We start from the raw sequence: 18,033 nt of genomic DNA on the forward strand, positions 1-18,033 counted from the left end.
TCGCTAAATGGCCGATTTACCATCGGCCAGATGGCAGATCGTCTCGATGGCGAAACGCATGGTTTCCGGCGGTCGGACGAAGGGCAGGCGAATGACGTCGCCGAAGTTCTCCTGCGCGGAATAGCCGGGGCCTGCCGACAGGAACAGGCGGTAGCGCTGGGCCTCCTGACACAATGCAACGGTATCGACGCCGGGCATTTTGATCCATATGGCAGTCCCGCCCGACGGGCGCGCCCAATGCCATCGGCCGGCCGCCCTCTCGGCAATCAGATCCTCGGCGATATCCAGGTGATTGGCGACTTCCTGGTGGCGATAGGCTCGTGCTTCCTGGATCTTTTCGAGCAGGCCTACGGCCAGATGCTGGTCGAACATGGAACAGCCGAGGTCGTTCACGGCCTTGAAGCTCGCGAGCCGGCTCACCACCGGCGGGGCCGCCCGGATCCAGCCGATGCGGATGCCGCCCCAGAACAATTTCGACAGCGTTCCGATGGTCGCGACGCGCTCGGGATTGGTCTGGCCTGCGAGCGGGCGCGGCGTCGTTCCGATCTCGGTGGAAAGCTCGTTCTGCGCGCCGTCCTCCACGAGGAAGGTCGGATAGCGTTCGAGCAGGTCTGTCAGTTTACGACGGCTTGCAGCGTCGAGCGATCGGCCTGTCGGATTGTGGGCCTCCGGGAACAGATAGAGCAGTTTCGGCCGGTTCTTCAGCGCCTTTTCCAATTGTCGCATGTCAAGGCCGTGCTCGGTCGCCGCGACCGGGACGATCCGCGCATTGCGGCGGCGAAAGGCCTCGAGAGAGCCGCGGTAGACGGGGTCTTCGACGACCACGGCATCCGATGCGTCCACCAGGGCATTGGCGAGAAGCCAGACCGCCTGCTGGGCGCCGCTGGTGATCAGGATGTTGTCCGGATGGGTAGGAAGGCCAAGGTCCGTATAGTAGCGCGCGACGGCCCAGCGCAGAGCCGGCAAGCCGGAGGCATCGTAGCCAAGCCCCGTTGCAAGGCTCGCAAGATCGGTGCCACGCAAGGCCGCGAGCACCTCGATCAGGATCGACGACGGCGGCAAGGCGCCGCTGGTCATGTCGATGTCCTGTGGTAGCGCCAGAACCTCGCCGGCAAGGCGTGTGTGTGCGGCACTGGACGCGGTAGCCGGTGCGACGATGCGATGGCCGCTGCCGTGGCGGCTGTCGAGCACACCGGCATCGCGCAGCGACCCATAAGCGGCGACCACGGTGCCGCGGCTGACGGCGAGTGCCGTCGAAAGCGCGCGTTCAGACGGCAGCAAGCCGCCGACGGGCAGCTCTCTTGCCGCTATCAACCGGCCGATTGCGACGCTGAGCTGTTCGCTGACCTTGCCTTCGAGCGTGCGCCAACTGCCAATGAGCCGGCTGATCCGGGCGGGGGAAATCCTGTTCATGTTTGATCCACTTCTCGACAAGTGGACTTTGTCAGATCCGCAAGAGTGGAGCAACTTGGTTGGCGGAGAACTGAGAGAAGAGTTTCCGGGAGGAGACTCGAGGGAGGAAAAATGGGCTCTTTTGCCACCAGGGGCGAGCACGCCCCGTTGGCCGTGCGTCAGGCTGCGCCGACGCGCTCGCATGCGAACAAGCGATATCTGGTGCTCGGCGGCGCTGGCGGAGCCGGCAAGGCGACGGCGGAACTGTTGGTATCCGAAGGCGCATCGGTGGTCATCGGTGATGTCCGCGCCCAGGCGCTGGATGAGACCATCGCAAGCCTTGGTCTCGATCCGAAGTTGCTGTCGGGTGTCGTCGTCGATCTGGCTGATGCCGGGTCGGTCGCGGCTGCGATCGGTGAGGCCGAACAGCGGCTCGGTGGCATCGACGGCCTGGTCAACTGCGCCGCGATCGTGCGCCATGTCGATCCGCTGGACACTCCCTGGAGCGATTGGGAGCGGATTTTCTCCATCAACGTCTACGGAGCGTTCGAAGCGGCGCGTCTCGTCGCCAAGACGATGATCGCAAACGGAACGAGGGGCGCGATCGTCAACGTTGCCTCGGAGGCAGGCAAGAAGGGGCACACCCAGTCGCTTGCCTACAGCGCCAGCAAGGCGGCGATGATCAGCTTCACCCGCGTTCTGTCGGAAGTGCTTGCGCCCAATGACATCAACGTCAATTGCGTCTGCCCCGGCGGCATGGCGACGGATATGCTGCGGGAGGTGGCGGTCGCCTATGGCGATTTGGTCAAGCAGGCTCCCGACGAGGTGTTCAAGCAACTCGTCAGCTCGCAGTTGCGCCGTCATATCGATCCGGTCGAAGTGGCGCGGACGATTTCGTTCCTGCTGAGTGATGACGCGATCATCATTCGCGGCCAGGCGATCAATGCCGACGGCGGCGACACGCCCTATTGAGCCAGCGTGCCGCGGATAGTGCGGCACTCAAGCGTTTCACCCATTCACGACACACTTGCTCATGGAGTCTAAAATGACGACTGCCAGCAAACTCCTGCATATCTGCCTGGGTTCCGTCTTTGCGCTTTCGGCCGCGTCCGTTCCCGTCAAGGCCGAAGAGCCGTCCTATGTTCTGGTCACGCCAAGCCGTATCGGCGTCAACAAGTTTCTTGGTCTCGGAAAGACCGGCATCGAGAAGGCGGCTGCTGCCCAGGGCGCAAATGCCAAGATATTCGAAGGCACCGATCCATCCACGCGCCGACAGAACGTTCAGGCGGCAATCGATATGGGAGCCCCGATCGTTGCAGTCATAGGTTTCGAATTCGGCGACATCATTGCCGACCTGGCGCCGGAAAATCCTGAAACGAACTTTGTCATCATCGATACCTGCATTCCCGAAGCGCCGGAGAATGTCTATTGCGCGGTGTTCCGCGAACAGGAGATCGCCTATCTCGCGGGCGCCGAGGCTGCCCTGACATCGAGCAGCAAGACTGTCGGCGTGATCGGTGCGCTCGATATCCCGTTCCTGCATCGCTACACGGACAGCTTTGCGCTCGGCGCCAAGACGGCCCGGCCCGACGTCAACGTCCTGCCGACGGCGTGGATCGGCGGCGACAACCCGTTCCAGGATCCCGTCCGGGCGCAGACCCAGGCGGCGTTGCAACTCGCCAACGGCGCGGACCGCATCTATGCGGTCGCAGCCGGCAGCAATGGCGGCGTGTTCAAGGCCGTGGCAGAGAAGCCGGGCGCAATGGCGATCGGCCTCGACGTCAATCAATGTGGTGATGCGCCCGGCGCGATCCTCGACAGCACGCTGAAGCGCGTGGACGTCATTTTGCCGGCAACGATCGATTCCATCCTGAAGGGCTCGGCCAAGCCTGTCGAAAGCTTCGGCCTTGCCGAGGGCGGACTGGAACTCGTCGCCATGACCGAGGAGCTGGCTGCTTCGGGCTGCATGATCGCGCAGGCACCTGAAGTCATCGGCCAGATCACCGACCTCCACACCAAGATTGTGTCGGGCGCGATCACCGTGCCTGACCCTATGGCGCAGTGACGGTCCTGGGGCCAGCCATGGCCTTGCTCCAGATGAAGGGCATCTCGAAGCGATTTGGCGACCTTGTCGCCAATGACGGGATCGATCTTTCGGTCAACAGCGGCGAAATCCATGCGGTGATGGGTGAAAACGGGGCCGGGAAATCGACCCTGATGAACATCCTCTACGGCCTGCTAAAACCGGATGCCGGTGAAATACGCATCGATGGCAAGGCGATGGATTTTTCCAGCCCGCTCGGTGCCATCGCCGCTGGCGTCGGCATGGTCCACCAGACATTCAGGCAGTTTCCGGACCTGACCGTCTGGGAAAACCTGGTGTTCCAGAACGAGCCCGGCAACGGCCCGTTCGTCGCTGCCGGCGCCGCCCGCGATTTCGTCAGAAAGCTCGGGGCGAAGCACGGGCTGGAGATCGACCCCGACAGCCGCGTCCGCGATCTGGCCGTTGGAATACGTCAGCGTCTCGAGATCCTGAAGGCGCTGTCGAGACAGGCCCGAATCCTGATCCTCGACGAGCCGACGGCAGTCCTCACGCCGCAGGAGCGCGACAGCCTCTTTACGGCAATGCGGCACCTCGCAAGCCACGGCATGGCGCTCATTCTCGTCACACACAAGATCCCGGAGGTCATCGCAGTGACGGACCAGATCACCGTCATGCGTGACGGCCGTGTGTCCGGCACCTTGACGACCAGGGAAACGAGCGAAGCCGAAATCATCCGGGCGATGGTCGGGCGGAACGTGCCGCCGACGATCGCCGCCAAGGTGACGTCGACCGCTCCGCCGATGCTTTCGGTCCGAAACCTGTCGGTTCGCCGGGGCACGGTTACGGTCGTGGACGATGTGTCCTTCGACGTCAGGCCCGGCGAAATCGTCGGCATCGCCGGGGTCTCGGGCAATGGCCAGCCCCAGCTGGTTTCGGCGGTGACGGGGCTCGAGGCGTCGACCGGCGAAATCACGATCGCCGGACGGGACGTGTCCCGCCTCTCGATCGCCGATCGTCGCGCCATCGGCATGTCCTATGTGCCAGAGGATCGGCACCTGACCGGCACGGCGCCGGCGGCGTCGATTGCCGAGAACATCGCCTTCGGCACGCATCGTAGCGCAGAGGCTTCCAACCGGGGATTTCTGCGCAAGGAAGCCATGCGCGCACGGGCGCGCACGCTGATCGAGAAATTCAAGGTGAAGTCGGCGTCCGAAGTTGTGCCCGTCGGCTCGCTGTCCGGCGGCAATATGCAGAAGGTGGTGATGGCTCGCGAGATCGAGCATGGCGCACCTTTGATCATCATCGAAGAGCCGACCCGCGGCGTGGACGTCGGCGCAATTGAATTCATCCACAAGACCCTGATTGCCGAACGGGACAGGGGTCGGGCCATCCTGGTGGTCTCGTCCGACCTGACCGAGCTGATGGCGCTTTCTGACCGGATTCTCGTGATGTTCGAAGGGCGTATCGACGCCAGCCTCACGGGAAGCGACATGAACGAAAGCACCATCGGCAGGTGGATGATGGGGGGAGCATCAAGCACATGACGGCAGGGAGCCTCGATACCAAATCTCGGCTGGCGACAATATTGGTTTCGATCGCGGTCGCGGTCATCCTCGGGGGGATCGTCGTCGCCTCGACCGGCGCCAACCCCCTCTCGGTTTACCGGGAAATCGTCCAGGGCGCGTTCGTGGGCCGTGGGCTGAGCGAGACACTCAATCGCTCAGTCCCACTGATCGGCATGGCGCTCGCGGCAGCTATCGCCTTTCGCGCCGGGTTGATCAATCTCGGCGGTGACGGGCAGATGCTTGTGGGAGGGCTTGCGGCAGCACTCGTGGCCCTCTATGTGCCGGCGCCCGGCGCCGCAAGAGCCGTCCTGGCGTTGACCGCCGCCATTTGCGCCGGCGGGCTCTATGCCTGGATCGCCGCGGTACTTCAGCTGAGCCTCTCGATCCCTTTTCTGATCACCAGCCTGCTCTTGAGCTACATCGCGCGTGGCGTGACGTCCTACCTCGTCCGCTATCCGTTGCGCGATCCCTCGACGGGCATGCCGGAGACCTATCGGGTCGCGTCTGCCGCGCGTCTTCCCGCCAATCTTTTCGACGTGCCGGTGAGCATGGGCATGCTGATCATGGCGGGGGTGGCGATCGCGGTCATCATCAACGACAGACACGGCGTCAACGGCTTCGAGTGGCGCATCACCGGCCTCAACCCGCGCTTCGCGCAGTATTCGGGCATTAGCCTGCCGCGCCAGACACAACGGGTGGCATTCCTCAGCGGTGCCTTGGCCGGCCTGGTCGGTGCATTGCTGATCCTCGGGCAACAGTACCGTTTCACCGACGGCGCTCTGCTTGCTCCGGGCTATACCTGGTCGGGTCTGATGGCGGCGGTTCTGGCAATGGCGAGCCCGGTTGCAACTGTTGTCACCGCGGTCTTCTTCTCTGCCTTGCAGGTGGGCGGCTTTGCGATGGAGCGGGCGCTCGGTCTTCCGGCCGTTCTCACCTGGGTCTTGCAGGCGCTGATCATTCTCTGCCTTGCCGCCCGGCCGGTTTTCGTCAGGAGGCGATAGATGGCGATCAACATGCTTCTTTCGCAGGTGCTCGATCTGATGACGCCGGTGCTGCTGGCGGCGCTGGCGGGAACCCTGTGCGAACGCGCGGGCGTCTTCAACATCGCGCTCGAGGGCAAGATGCTGGTCGGCGCATTCGTTGCCGTCGCAGCCAGCGTCGCCTTCGGCTCGCCATTGCTTACCGTCTTGCTTGCGGTCGCCTGCACGGCGATCTTCGCATCGCCCATGGCGCTCGGCGGCAGCCGGTTCGGCGGCGATCCGATCGTGATCGGCATCGGGCTGAACCTGCTTGCCTCCGGATTGACCACCTATCTCCTGAGCGCATTGTTCGGCGTGACCGGAACCCTGGTCGACCCTGCTGTCACCGCCTTGCCGCGGTTCGGTATCGAAGGACTAGACGATGTTCCTGTCCTCGGCGCCATCCTTAGCGGGCACAACCTGATCGTCTATCTCTCATGGTTGCTCGTGCTCGCCTTCAACATCTACCTGTTCCGCACGCGCTTCGGGCTGCGGCTGCGCGGCATCGGCGAGGTGCCATCGGCGGCCGCCGCTATGGGAGCGAATGTCAGCCGCTATCAGACCGCAACCGTCATCGTTGCCGGCGGCCTGTGCGGACTTGCAGGCGCTGTCCTGGCGCTCGGCTCCGTCGCGCTGTTTGCCGAAAACATGACGGCGGGACGGGGCTGGATCGCGGTGGTCGCCGTCATGCTCGGCCGTGCCCATCCGCTCGGGGTCGCCTTTGCATGTCTCGGCTTCGGGCTCGCGGACGCCGTCGGCCTGCGGCTCCAGGGGCAGGGGTTGCCCAACCAGATCACCGACATGGCCCCTTACGCGATCACCTTGCTGGCAATGATCGGGCTCGGGCTGCGTGGGATCGTGAAAAAGAGAAGAACTGCGTGAGGAGGAATGAATGAGCATGCCCAAGACAATCTATGTAGCCGGCTCCTTCGATACGAAGGGTGATGAGCTGCGCTACGTTGCAGACCTGATCAGGCGCCAGGGCTTGCCCGCGGCTCTGGTCGATCTATCCACGGCGACGCCGGCTGACGACGCCGATATCAATGCCAGGACCGTCGCACGGTTCCATCCCGGCGGGGTTGAGGCCGTGTTCACCGGCGACCGCGGTTCGGCGGTTTCCGCCATGGGGCTGGCGTTTGAACGTTTCATTCTGTCGCGCAGCGACGTTGGCGGCGTCATCGGCCTTGGCGGATCCGGCGGAACCGCGATGGTTACGCAGGCCATGCGCGTCCTGCCTGTGGGAATGCCGCGCGTCATGGTCTCGACGGTCGCTGTCGGAAACGTCAGCGCCTATGTCGGCCCCAACGACATTTCCATGGTCAACTCGATTACCGATATTGCCGGGTTGAACCGGATCTCGCGCACGGTCCTGTCGAATGCCGCCAACTCGATCGCCGGTATGGTCCACAACCGGCAGGAAGCCGAACAGGACGACAGACCGGCGCTTGGCCTGACCATGTTCGGCGTGACCACCCCTTGCGTCACCCAGATTGTCGAGCAGCTGCATGATCGTTTCGAATGCCTGGTCTTCCATGCCACCGGCATCGGCGGCCAATCGATGGAGAAGCTTGCCTCGTCAGGCTATCTGGCCGGTGTCCTCGACGTCACGACGACGGAGGTGTGTGACCTCCTGTTCGAAGGCATCCTGCCCGCAACGGAAGAGCGGTTCGGCTTCCTCGCCCAGTCGACGCTGCCCTATGTCGGCTCCTGCGGCGCTCTCGACATGGTCAATTTTGCGGGCATCGACACGGTTCCGCAGAAATACCGCCATCGCAACCTCTATGTTCACAACCCGCAGATCACGCTTATGCGCACCACCGTCGAAGAGAACGTCGCGATGGGCCGGTGGATCGGCGAGCGCCTGAACCGCAGCCTCGGGCCGGTTCGCTTCCTCTTGCCGCTGGGCGGCGTGTCGCTTCTGGATGCGCCCGGGCAGCCGTTCCACGATCCGGAAGCTGACGCAGCCCTCTTCGATGCCATCGAGAGCACCGTACTGCAAACCGATGAGCGTCGGGTCTTGCGGGTGCCGCATGCGATCAATTCGCCGGAGTTCAGCTCCGAAGCCGTTCGCCACTTCCATGAAATCAGTAGAGGCCGTTAGCATGAAGTTCGACAGACGCCAGTTGTTGGAAAAATTTCGCCAGCAGATCGAAGCGAAGATCCCCATCATCGGGGGCGGTGCGGGCACCGGCCTATCGGCTAAATGCGAGGAAGCCGGAGGCATCGACCTCATCGTCATCTACAACTCCGGCCGCTACCGAATGGCGGGGCGCGGTTCGCTCGCCGGACTTCTGGCCTATGGCAATGCCAATGAGATCGTGATGGACATGGGGCGCGAGGTACTGCCCGTGGTCAAGCACACCCCGGTTCTCGCTGGCGTGAATGGCACCGATCCATTCTGCAATTTCGATCATTTTCTCGACCGGTTGAAAGCGGTCGGCTTTGCCGGCATCCAGAATTTCCCGACGGTCGGCCTGATCGATGGCACGTTCCGGGCCAATCTGGAAGAGACCGGCATGAGCTATGCCCGGGAAGTCGACCTCGTTCGCCTGGCGCGCAGCAAGGATATGCTGACCACGCCCTATGTGTTTTCGGTCGACGACGCCCGGGCGATGACGGAAGCCGGGGCAGACATTGTCGTCGCGCACATGGGGCTGACGACGGGCGGGGCGATCGGTGCTGATACCGCGCTCACGCTTGAGACTTGCGTCGATCAAATCAATGCGATTGCCGCCGCAGCCCGCGCAGTCAATCCCGACATCATCGTTCTATGCCATGGCGGCCCTATCGCCGAGCCGGATGACGCCCGATTCATCCTTGAGCGGTGCCCGGGTTGCCATGGCTTCTATGGCGCATCCAGCATGGAGCGTCTTCCAGTCGAAAAAGCCCTCGTCGCGCAGACGCAGGCTTTCAAGAAACTTGTCATTCAGCACTAGGAGGGGACTATGGCAAAGGCACACGCAAGCGCAGTGATCGACGCGCCTATCGAGACTGTTTGGAAGATTGTTCGCGACTTCAACGGACTGCCGAACTGGCATCCGGCCATAGCACGCAGCGAAATCGAAGGGGGGCTGAGCAGCGCTGAGGTCGGCTGCATCCGCTCGTTCTATCTGACGGATGGAGCGCACGTGCGTGAGCAGCTTCTCGCCCTCAGCGATATCGACCATTCGCTGTCCTACAGCTTCGTGAAGCCTGCGTTTCCGATCAAGAACTATGTCGCGGCCATCCGATTGATCGAGATCGGCGAAGGCGACCGTACGCTCGCCGAGTGGACCGCTGTGTTTGACGAAGAGCCGGAGGACGCGGGCAAGTACGTGGAAATTGTTTCGACACATGTCTTTGCGGCGGGCTGGGCTGCGCTTCAGGCAAAGCTGGCGAGTTGAGTCGGCACGGATGAACGGCAGGGTGGATTGGAACGGCGTGCTGCCGTTCTAATTCATTTTAATCGCCGGGCACTCTCGGAACTCGGTGCTTGGCTGCGGGTTTCCGAGATCCGCTGGGATCTCCAGGGAGGCAGAGCGAGTGAGAGCTTTGGCATACGAGAACCGATGGGCGATCCGCTCGCCAGATGAGATCTACGAGCTGTTTGGCGAGGTCAATTAACAGTGGGAATCGACGGGCATCGTCATGCGAGACGCTCAATTGACGGACGACGATTCCGCTATGCCGAAGATCCTGGCGCAAGGGTGAGACGAAGCGAAGATGCATAGCGTTCGAGGTCGTCCGTGATACAGGGGCGGTCTACCACGATCGCTGTGTCAGGATCCTGGGGGATGTCGACCTGTCGGCCGAGTTGGTGCGCTCGGTTGCCGGCAAGGCGAGGCGCAAGATCAGGATCGGAACGGTCGATCCGGCAACGATCGGTGTGCTGCCGGCGTTCCTGGCGCGCATCGGCCGCAAGTATCCCGATATCGAGCTGCATGTATCCCGCGGCTCGACCAACGACATCATCCGCGGGCTTGAGAACGGCCAGATCAATCTCGGCTTCATCCGCCCGGTCGAAAACATCGGTTCCCTCCGGTTCATCTCCATCGCGTATGAACGCTACCTTCTGGCGGTGGAAAAGAACAGCGCCCTGCTTGCTAGAAGTGAAATCGGCATCGAGGATCTGAAGGGCGAGAAGATCATCTCGTTCTCGCGGCAGAACCTCTCCTATACAGAGCGTTATTTCGCGGAGAAGTTCGGTGAGCACGATCTTTCGAAGAGCGTTGCGTACACCTGCGACGACACCTTCTCGCTGGTGTCCCTGGTCTCGGCCGGTCTCTGCATCGGCTTTGCGCCGGAATGGACGCTGGATCTGCCCATCCGCAATTTCGAGCTCAGGAAGGGGCGTCGACTTCAGGATCGGGCTCGGGGTTGCGTGGTCCAAGGACGATCCGACGGCAGCCCGCGACGAGATCATCAATATCGCCCGGTCGCTGGTCAGGGCCGGCAGCTGAGACGAGTGGAACAACGACGATCGGTTCGTCTGCAAACCCTACATCAACGCCATCTCGCTTGGAAAAGAAGCGAGGATCGTGGCGTATGGGTTGCCAGCGAGCGTGGCCTGAAAGATGGCACTTGTCGGCGAAGGTACGTCGCCGGCAAATGCTGCACTACTTCAATTCGATCTGGACTTCCTTCAGCAGCTGTTGAACGCAAATGCCGCCTCGCCGTTCTTGAAGGAGAGGACCATGTCGGCCGAAACGTCGCCCTCGAAGTCCGAAATTACCTATCACTGTTGCCTAGTGGCTGAGAGATTTTACCGCCATGTCGGAGAGCGTATCTGCGATGTGCTCTGCATCCCGTATCGAGATTGCCTGCTGTTGAGCGCGGAGCAAATAGGAATTTTGCGCAACCGCAAAGGCCAGCACCTGGCCGATAATTGCATGAGCCTTGATAACGGCGGTCAGATCATCAAGATCATCCGGACTTAGTCGGGCAACGAGGGCGCTTACCATGCTGTGCAATGGTGCTATGAAGCCGTTGAAAAGAAAATTGAAATTCCCTGTGGGTTGAAGCTGCTCCCTGACAATCAGAGCAGTACGTTCCCGCGGTCTTCCGGGCGCCAGGATCAATAGGGCGAAAGCCCGTACCAAGGAATGCAAATGGTCCCTGCAGGCATCAGCGGGCATCGCCTGAATTGCTTCTGCCGTCACGTTCATGAGGCCAGTCTTGCCAAGACCTTCGGTTATTTCTTTGACGGTTTCCTCCACCACAGCGGAGTACACACCCTCTTTTCCTCCGAAATGGTAGGGAATTGCCGCTTGGTTGACGCCAGCCGCGTCAGCAAGGACACGGGTCCGCACTCCTTCAACCCCGAACTCGGCGAAGAGCCGTAGTCCCGCGTCAATGAGCTTCCCGCGGGTTACATCCGACGAGCTTCCAAAGGGTTTGTCGATTGTCGTGTTCATTCCAGTGCACTGTTCTTGATGAGGAAGGAGTGTGTAGCGGTAGCTACCGCTACACACGAACGCATTCGTCAACCTGCCCGCATCACTTTGGTGGAATTATCGTTCAATTCTATTCCGCCATCCGCGCCGACAAGAACCGTCCCGCCCAGGTTAGCTAGGTGTCTTCCAAATGCGCAATTCGTTTCAAAGGCGAAGGACATGCCTTGCTCCAAGGGAAGATCGCGCCATGTCGTGGGCAGCCGGCCGATCGAGCCATATGCCGCCGCTTCAGGAAGTGATTCAGGTCCCGGAGCTGTGCCGAATCCAATTGGGCCGTAAGGGTTGATGCTGTGGATCAAAGGATGGACGTGCCAGCCGCCTGAAGCCAACAGCGGCGCTTCCATGATATCCACGACCTCTCCGAAAGTGCGTCCCGGGCGCAGAGCCTTTACGCCTTCTTCGTAGCACGCGCGCGCAACGGCAGCGGCCCGTTCGAAATCGGGATGGGCTTTGCCGACGGTAATGGCAGGTTGATGCTGGGTCTCGTACATGCCGTAAAAGGCAAAAACCTCAGCCAGAACGACGTCTCCGTCTTCTATTGTCCTTGGTGGTTGTGCACGATAGGTCCATGCAGCAGGTCCCCAGCCGATGAACTCATGGCCTGATCCAAAAAGGATTTCAGCGGTAAAGCCTGCGTTACGCAGGCACTCTGCCGTGGTTGCCGCAACGATGTCGGCTTCCGTTACGCCCGGCGCCGTTGCTGCTCTCATAGCCTCACACATTTTTTCGCCGATACCGGCAGCGTGGCGAATGAGGGCAAGTTCCTCATCGCTGTGTCCAGCCGTTAGCATAAAATACTCTCGATAAACCGGTTTGAACTCGGCCTTCGGGAATGCTTCACGGACGGCGTTCCAGATGCCGTAGGGTATGGCGCCATCGAAATAGAAAGGCGGGTAGGGCTCAAGGCCAATAACGCCAATCTTTCCCGTTAGTCCTATCCGATGGAGGATCGACACGAGATGTGCGCCATTCTTTCCGACGTGGATCTGTTCCGGGGCCAGCCACTGCTCGTCCCCGCGCAGACGTGCTTGCATATGGTCCGAAACTGCCATGGGCGCAAATGCCAAGACGACCGGTGGTTCATCGCCCTTGAACACAACGATCGACCCCAACCTGTCATTGGTGAAGTAGCTGTCCGGTGAAAAGGGGGCCGGGGCGGATGATTCTCTATCTCCGTATACGATCAGGCCGTCTACTTCCGCGCGCTTCATGATTTCGCGGGCAATTGCCCATCTCCGATCACGTTCGGCGAGCGAAAGACGCGGAGCTCGATCAAAGCTAATCTTCGGTGTCGCTTTCTTTTGCGGTGATGCGGCGCTGACGGTTGGCAGTCCAGCAAGGATAGCGGCTGTCGACATTCCCATAAGTTCTCGGCGGTTCATGGCATCCTCATGCGTTCTAACAATCAAACGAATAATTCATTCAAATGAATGAGTCAACAATTCGAAGTTCGGTCGGGTTCGTGGCGATCGGGACGGCGTGATCCAGGGGTTACAGGGGCGACATCATCCATCCTGCGCCGGTCCGGGTGGGACAGTGAGGGGGCGGTCTATTCACACGATATCGACCAAGTGACGCTCCTGAGGCGAATTTGGCTCGCGCGCCAGCACTTGCGCCCGTCTGGAGGCTTCCTATCTCTTGTGCCATCCTCGACATGGAGCCTCGAGATGGATCAGCCTTCAACGAATGCCCGTTCCGTTCCCGAAATCGAAGTCATCCCGCCTGAGCGCGAGGAAGGTAACTTGGGAGACGCGATGGTATGCCTCTGTTGTCAAAAGAAGCGGTCAGCCATCGCGGATGGACGTCGACGGTTGTGGCATTTGTGACGAGTGCTTGGCGCCGTGACGCTATCGTCTGCGTTTCTCGTTACGCTCGAGAAGGCGCTTGTTGAGCTTCCCGAGGGCTACGTGCACGGAATTTGCCAGGGCCGCCGATGGAGCACGATCGCCAGGCGCTCGGCCGATGGGAGGCGAGTGTGGCTGTATGCCACATTTCAGCGCGTGGTTGGCTTAACCTTTGTTGGGACCGATCTGGGCGCGGCATTGCAGGTCGGCGTCCAGAATCCAGGCGATCATGAACAGCGTCTGTTCGACGCGGCCAACCTCGCGCAAAGCCGTAGCCAGTTCGTTTTGCCTTGGATAGGAGACGAGTTTGCGCAGGACCTGGCTTGGCGCCATGCTTCAGGCCGCTATGGGGTGGCGTCGATGCGCAGAACATCGGGCCAGTTGCGCTCGATCATGGCCTGAATGATTTTTCCGCCGATCATGGACCGCAATTGATCTGGGGCGGACGATGGATTGAACGCATAGAGCCGCTTCGACGGAAGATCACGGATACGCGGAGCGAACCGGTAGCCGAGAATGGCATAAGCGGCAAAGACGTGATCGGTGAATGCGCCTGTGTCGGCGAACTGCTCGCGGACATGGCGGCCGGCATCGTTCATGAGCAGGCCGTCGAAGATGTAGGGCGCTTCGCTCGCCGTCGCTAGGGTCACCTGGGTTGCAAACGGCGCGTATCGGTTCGGGGCGTGGCTATAGGCTTTCAAGCCCGGTTTATTGCTGTCTTTCGCGTTGACGAGGTTCATGGCTTCACCCTGTTCCGTGGTGGCGAAGAACTGGCCGTCGCTCGAAGCCGAGGTGCCCATGCGCCAGAACTGCGCTTCGGCACAAAATCGAACTTCAATAGGGAGTTCTTGCGCGTCACCGGCGTTACCCCGAGCAGCTATCGGCGTGCTGGCTCCGAGGAGCCTGCCGCGTCGGATGGGCGTGCGGAAGCACCCCCATCCCGTAATCTCGATCTACGTCACCAGAAGAAACGAGCTGAATCGCGATCTAGAACGTCCGAGATCGCGTTCGAGGGCGCGCCGCGGTCCATTTCCAGCAAACTCTGGGCCACTCCACCCCACGACCATGAGGAAATTCCATGAAATTAATGACGAAAATCGCGGCGATCCTTTGCAGCACGATCACTCCGATGTTGATGGTGCATCAATCCGCCGCTGCCAGCGAATTTGTCGGCGTGCGGCAGATCGCAGCCCCCTCCAAAGAGCGACGTGGCAATCTGGCAGTGACCCTCTGGTATCCAGCGTACGGGGGCGGCAAACCCGTCACGCTTGGTGAAAGCGCATTTTTTGTGGGTACGGACGCAATGCTTGAAGCCCCAATCTCACCCGGAAAATATCCGCTGATCGTGCTATCTCATGGTGCGGGCCTGGGAGGAACCCCGCAAGCCATAAGCTGGATTGCTACGCCCTTGGCGAAGCAGGGTTTCATAGTGGCGGCTCCTACTCATCCCGGTAATACAGGGGCGAACAGATCAGCAGCAGAAACGATGAAGCTTTGGCTGAGACCTGCGGATATCAGTGCGACCTTGGATGCGGTGGAACAGCAGCCGCTTTTCGAAAATCACCTTGAAGACGGGAGGGTTGGCACTCTCGGGCTTTCTATGGGCGGCAATACCGCCTTGGCACTGGCTGGTGCTCGCATCGATCCTATCCGCTTGGCGAGTTATTGTGACACCGATGCTCTCAATCCTTCCCTTTGTGAATGGGTCAGACAAAGTGGCGTCAATCTTCACGCCATGGACATGCATCTGGCTGGTCGCAACAACCTCGATACGCGGATCAAATTTGCGATGGCGATAGATCCTGCCCCTGTAGATGTCTTCCAGACCGACAGCTTTTCTAAGGTCACGATCCCCGTCGAGATCGTAAACCTTGGAAAACAGGGCGCAATCCCCCAGACCGCGCTGGCCTCGGGGATCGCAAAGGCCATCTCGAAGAGCACCTATTCCATGATCGAGGATGCCAGCCACTACAGCATGTTTGCTGAATGCAAACCTGGTGCGACCGAACTCGCAGTTTCCGAAAAAGTTGGCGATCCCATCTGCTCAGACGGTGGGAGACTGTCCCGCCTAGAGATCCATAAACGGCTGATCGCCATGGCCACTGAAGCATTCAGCCGAGCATTGAAACCCGCGCTTTGATGGGTCGGCAACGCGTCGGCCGCTATCGGCTTAGCGTAGGATTTCGCCCCCTCCCGCTAACGACCCCGACTTTCGAGATTGAGTTGGAAAAGAAGGCGGGCTCACCAACAGCGCTGTTTGCGCTCGCGCGAAAGGTCGACCTGTTCACACCGGCGCATCTCGGGGTTGAGAGCAAAGCGGAACGGGGCTATCGCTTGCTTGGGCCGGCCCCCGGCCCAAGCAGGCGAGTTCGACCCGGTGTTGTCACATAAACGCGGCGTCAGTGAATTGCGCATGGGGACGGTGGGATGAAAGGTGCCCTCGCGCTTGCCATAGATTGCGCGCAGCTGATGAACGTCCTGCAGGATCGGCCAAAGTTGGACGCCGTAGTCGGTCATCAGGCCCATGGCGCGTTCGACCGGGGCGAGATATCCGAGCGCGGCGAACTCGTCGAGCAGATACAGTACCGGCAGGTCGGGTTTGGCGGCCTCACGCGCCATGTCAAGCAGGCTCTGCGTCACCAGCAGGCGCAACCAGCGTGAGTAGGTCAACAGCCGATCGGGTGGTAGGACCAGGAACGGCTCGTCAATAAACGAGATCATCGCCACGCCGCCAGATCGCGGGCTTTGCGCAACCGCCGTCCATCACCGGTGGCGGCCGGCAATGCGGTCTCGCCCAACGCGCCGATCCTCGGAATCGTCAGCAGGTGGCGCGTGACGTCTTCCCGATCAGCTATCGCTATGGGCCATTGTAAGCAGGAAGTCTTCCGTTTCGCCAAGTACTGCGCGCATATGCTCGCGCGCAGCTTCGGGATTCCTGTCGTGAATGGATTCGGCGAGCAGGCGGTGATTGTGGATATTGGCTGCGTAGCGGTCGATCGTATAGGGGAACAGTGCGTCGAAAAGGGCTTCGATAGCGCGTCGCAGCGAGTGCAGGACCGGGTTGCCCGTCGCCTCCAGAATGGCTAGGTGGAAGGCCTTGTCGGCGGCGACTGCCTCATCGCTTCGATTCTGACTGGCCTCCATGGCAGCAAAGCTGAGGAGAATGGTACGGCGCTGCGTATCCGTGGCGCGGGCGGCAGCCAGGGCTGCAGCCTCAGGCTCGAAAATTCGACGGACTTCCGAAAAGGCGAGCAAGTCCTCGGGGTCAAGGCGTCCTGCCGAGAGCCAGCGAATGACATCGCCGTCAAGCCACATCCACTGGTCGCGTTGATTGACGCGGGTGCCATGGCGCTGCCGCACAGTGACGAGGCCTTTGGCCGATAATGTCTTGACCGCTTCGCGGACAACCGTGCGGCTCGCACTGTATTCACGCTCCAGCTCCGGCTCGGCCGGCAGAAGCGTTCCTACCGGATAGATGCCACGAACGATGCGTTGCGCTAGCGCATCCGCCGTATTTTCGGTCCGGTTGGGCTTTTTGTGTCTCATATCCGGCCAGCTTTCATATGTCGTCGATCTTCCATTTCTTATGTCCGGGCAGCAACTTAGGCTTGATTGCAAAACATCATATGTTTAACGTCATATGTTTGTAGTGGTCGGATCCGAAAGCCCTGCCAGTGGGGACCTGACGGCGACCTCCTTACTATAACGCGGCAGCTGGGCCCACGGTCTTCCGATGGCAGCATACGTCCTGTCCGCTAACGCCATGAGGACCAAATGACTTCATTCCGTATTGAAGACTTACACGGCATTCACGCGATACTCTATGCCCTGTTTGACAACGGTGAGAAGCTCGACCGAGCGGCCATGCGCCGCCAGACACAGATTTGTCTAAAGGCCGGAGTGCACGGCATGGCCGCGCTTGGCCTGGCCACCGAAGCCTCCAAGCTTAGCGAGATCGAGCGGGTAGAGGTCATGGAGTGGCTTGCCGAGGATGTCGGCAAATCCGTCCCTCTAGGTATCACCATCTATGGTGCATCAGTAGCTGAACAAATCCGTCAGATCGGACACGCCGACCGCGTGGGGGCGGACTGGCTCATCCTGCAACCTCCGATGATCGGCGCTTATTCCGCGCGGGAGTACATGAACTTCTTCGGGCGCGTAGCGGACGCTGCCACGCTGCCGGTCGCCATCCAGAACGCCCCGGCGCTCATGGGGCGCGGCCTCAATGCTGATGACATTCAGGAACTTGTCGCGCGGCACCCCAATATCCGCCTCATCAAGGGGGAGGGACCGGTGGTCGATATCGCCCATCTGATCGAGGTAACAGGCGGACGGTTGCCGGTATTCAACGGACGCGGCGGACTTGAGCTACCCGACAATCTGCGCATCGGTTGCAAGGGAATGATACTGGCACCCGATTGCATCGACCATGCCGTGAAAGTCTACAACCTTTTTCAGGAGGGCCTTCCGGACGAATCCGAAGCGGCGTATCAGCGAATGCTGCCGGCCGTGGTAAGTACCATGCAGGGCATCGAACATCTGATGTGCTACGGCAAGCGCCTGTTCGGCGCACGCGCCGAAATCAAGATCTTCGACCGCGCTCCTGTTAGTCGCCCCAATGCGGCCGGTGAGGCAATTATCGCACGCTTCGCCTCTACACTCGGCCGCTTTGTCCAGCCGATTGCATGACCCTCACCGTTGCAGCGAGCTTCGGCACAGCGGCAACGCAAAACCATG

At 60.8% G+C, this 18,033-nt stretch carries 14 protein-coding genes and 4 pseudogenes; 11 read left to right on the forward strand and 7 right to left on the reverse strand.

The window, feature by feature from the left end; all coding sequences use genetic code 11:
- Positions 1–3: 3 nt before the first annotated feature.
- A complete protein-coding gene (locus BLJAPNOD_RS25870; protein ID WP_158556176.1) occupies positions 4–1,413 on the reverse strand; it encodes a PLP-dependent aminotransferase family protein in 1,410 nt (469 codons plus the stop codon).
- Between the two features lie 111 nt (positions 1,414–1,524).
- Between BLJAPNOD_RS25870 and BLJAPNOD_RS35230 the strand changes: the two genes are divergently transcribed.
- The 9 genes and pseudogenes from BLJAPNOD_RS35230 to BLJAPNOD_RS25910 all read left to right on the forward strand — a co-directional run bounded on the left by BLJAPNOD_RS35230 (position 1,525) and on the right by BLJAPNOD_RS25910 (position 10,459).
- Positions 1,525–2,364, forward strand: a complete 840-nt coding sequence (locus BLJAPNOD_RS35230) for an SDR family oxidoreductase (RefSeq protein WP_147294585.1) — start codon at positions 1,525–1,527, stop codon at positions 2,362–2,364.
- A gap of 73 nt (positions 2,365–2,437) precedes the next feature.
- Positions 2,438–3,457 (forward strand): BMP family ABC transporter substrate-binding protein, encoded by a 1,020-nt coding sequence (locus BLJAPNOD_RS25875; RefSeq protein WP_158556177.1) that lies wholly within the window; start codon positions 2,438–2,440, stop codon positions 3,455–3,457.
- Between the two features lie 17 nt (positions 3,458–3,474).
- On the forward strand, positions 3,475–4,980 hold the full coding sequence (locus BLJAPNOD_RS25880; RefSeq protein ID WP_115421958.1) for an ABC transporter ATP-binding protein: 1,506 nt from the start codon (positions 3,475–3,477) through the stop codon (positions 4,978–4,980).
- Complete coding sequence (locus BLJAPNOD_RS25885) at positions 4,977–6,002, forward strand: ABC transporter permease (protein ID WP_115421959.1); 1,026 nt, start codon at positions 4,977–4,979, stop codon at positions 6,000–6,002. Before BLJAPNOD_RS25880 ends, BLJAPNOD_RS25885 begins: the two co-directional genes overlap by 4 nt.
- Complete coding sequence (locus BLJAPNOD_RS25890; RefSeq protein ID WP_115421960.1) at positions 6,003–6,902, forward strand: ABC transporter permease; 900 nt, start codon at positions 6,003–6,005, stop codon at positions 6,900–6,902.
- A 10-nt stretch (positions 6,903–6,912) separates the two neighbouring features.
- Entirely contained in the window at positions 6,913–8,121 is a 1,209-nt protein-coding gene (locus BLJAPNOD_RS25895; RefSeq protein ID WP_115421961.1) for a Tm-1-like ATP-binding domain-containing protein, read from the forward strand.
- A gap of 1 nt (position 8,122) precedes the next feature.
- Positions 8,123–8,956, forward strand: coding sequence for a phosphoenolpyruvate hydrolase family protein (locus tag BLJAPNOD_RS25900; protein ID WP_115421962.1), 834 nt, complete (start codon positions 8,123–8,125; stop codon positions 8,954–8,956).
- A gap of 9 nt (positions 8,957–8,965) precedes the next feature.
- Positions 8,966–9,403 (forward strand): SRPBCC family protein, encoded by a 438-nt coding sequence (locus BLJAPNOD_RS25905; protein ID WP_115421963.1) that lies wholly within the window; start codon positions 8,966–8,968, stop codon positions 9,401–9,403.
- Between the two features lie 323 nt (positions 9,404–9,726).
- A pseudogene (locus BLJAPNOD_RS25910) lies at positions 9,727–10,459 on the forward strand (LysR family substrate-binding domain-containing protein).
- A gap of 285 nt (positions 10,460–10,744) precedes the next feature.
- On the opposite strand, the gene BLJAPNOD_RS25915 reads toward BLJAPNOD_RS25910, so the two are convergent.
- The 3 genes and pseudogenes from BLJAPNOD_RS25915 to BLJAPNOD_RS25925 all read right to left on the reverse strand — a co-directional run.
- A complete protein-coding gene (locus BLJAPNOD_RS25915; RefSeq protein WP_115421964.1) occupies positions 10,745–11,413 on the reverse strand; it encodes a CerR family C-terminal domain-containing protein in 669 nt (222 codons plus the stop codon).
- 68 nt (positions 11,414–11,481) lie between these two features.
- Complete coding sequence (locus tag BLJAPNOD_RS25920) at positions 11,482–12,834, reverse strand: M24 family metallopeptidase (RefSeq protein ID WP_115421965.1); 1,353 nt, start codon at positions 12,832–12,834, stop codon at positions 11,482–11,484.
- Between the two features lie 630 nt (positions 12,835–13,464).
- Positions 13,465–14,111, reverse strand: a pseudogene (locus tag BLJAPNOD_RS25925) (Tn3 family transposase); the annotation flags it as partial.
- A 263-nt stretch (positions 14,112–14,374) separates the two neighbouring features.
- On the opposite strand from BLJAPNOD_RS25925, the gene BLJAPNOD_RS25935 reads away from it, so the two are divergent.
- The gene (locus tag BLJAPNOD_RS25935; RefSeq protein ID WP_115421966.1) at positions 14,375–15,436 is read left to right on the forward strand and encodes a dienelactone hydrolase; all 1,062 of its coding nucleotides are present in this window, start codon (positions 14,375–14,377) and stop codon (positions 15,434–15,436) included.
- Positions 15,437–15,726: 290 nt separating this feature from the next.
- On the opposite strand, the pseudogene BLJAPNOD_RS25945 reads toward BLJAPNOD_RS25935, so the two are convergent.
- The 3 genes and pseudogenes from BLJAPNOD_RS25945 to BLJAPNOD_RS25955 form a co-directional block, all read right to left on the reverse strand.
- Positions 15,727–15,993: pseudogene (locus BLJAPNOD_RS25945) on the reverse strand (type IV secretory system conjugative DNA transfer family protein); the annotation flags it as partial.
- Between the two features lie 26 nt (positions 15,994–16,019).
- A pseudogene (locus tag BLJAPNOD_RS36140) lies at positions 16,020–16,127 on the reverse strand (IS110 family transposase); the annotation flags it as partial.
- A gap of 16 nt (positions 16,128–16,143) precedes the next feature.
- On the reverse strand, positions 16,144–16,842 hold the full coding sequence (locus BLJAPNOD_RS25955) for a FadR/GntR family transcriptional regulator (protein WP_115421967.1): 699 nt from the start codon (positions 16,840–16,842) through the stop codon (positions 16,144–16,146).
- Between the two features lie 228 nt (positions 16,843–17,070).
- Here BLJAPNOD_RS25955 and BLJAPNOD_RS25960 point away from each other — a divergent pair, with 228 nt between their 5' ends.
- Complete coding sequence (locus BLJAPNOD_RS25960; RefSeq protein ID WP_115421968.1) at positions 17,071–17,985, forward strand: dihydrodipicolinate synthase family protein; 915 nt, start codon at positions 17,071–17,073, stop codon at positions 17,983–17,985.
- Positions 17,986–18,033 lie beyond the last annotated feature (48 nt).

The sequence above is a fragment of the Ensifer sp. M14 genome, from assembly GCF_003355565.1.
GTDB lineage: Bacteria > Pseudomonadota > Alphaproteobacteria > Rhizobiales > Rhizobiaceae > Ensifer.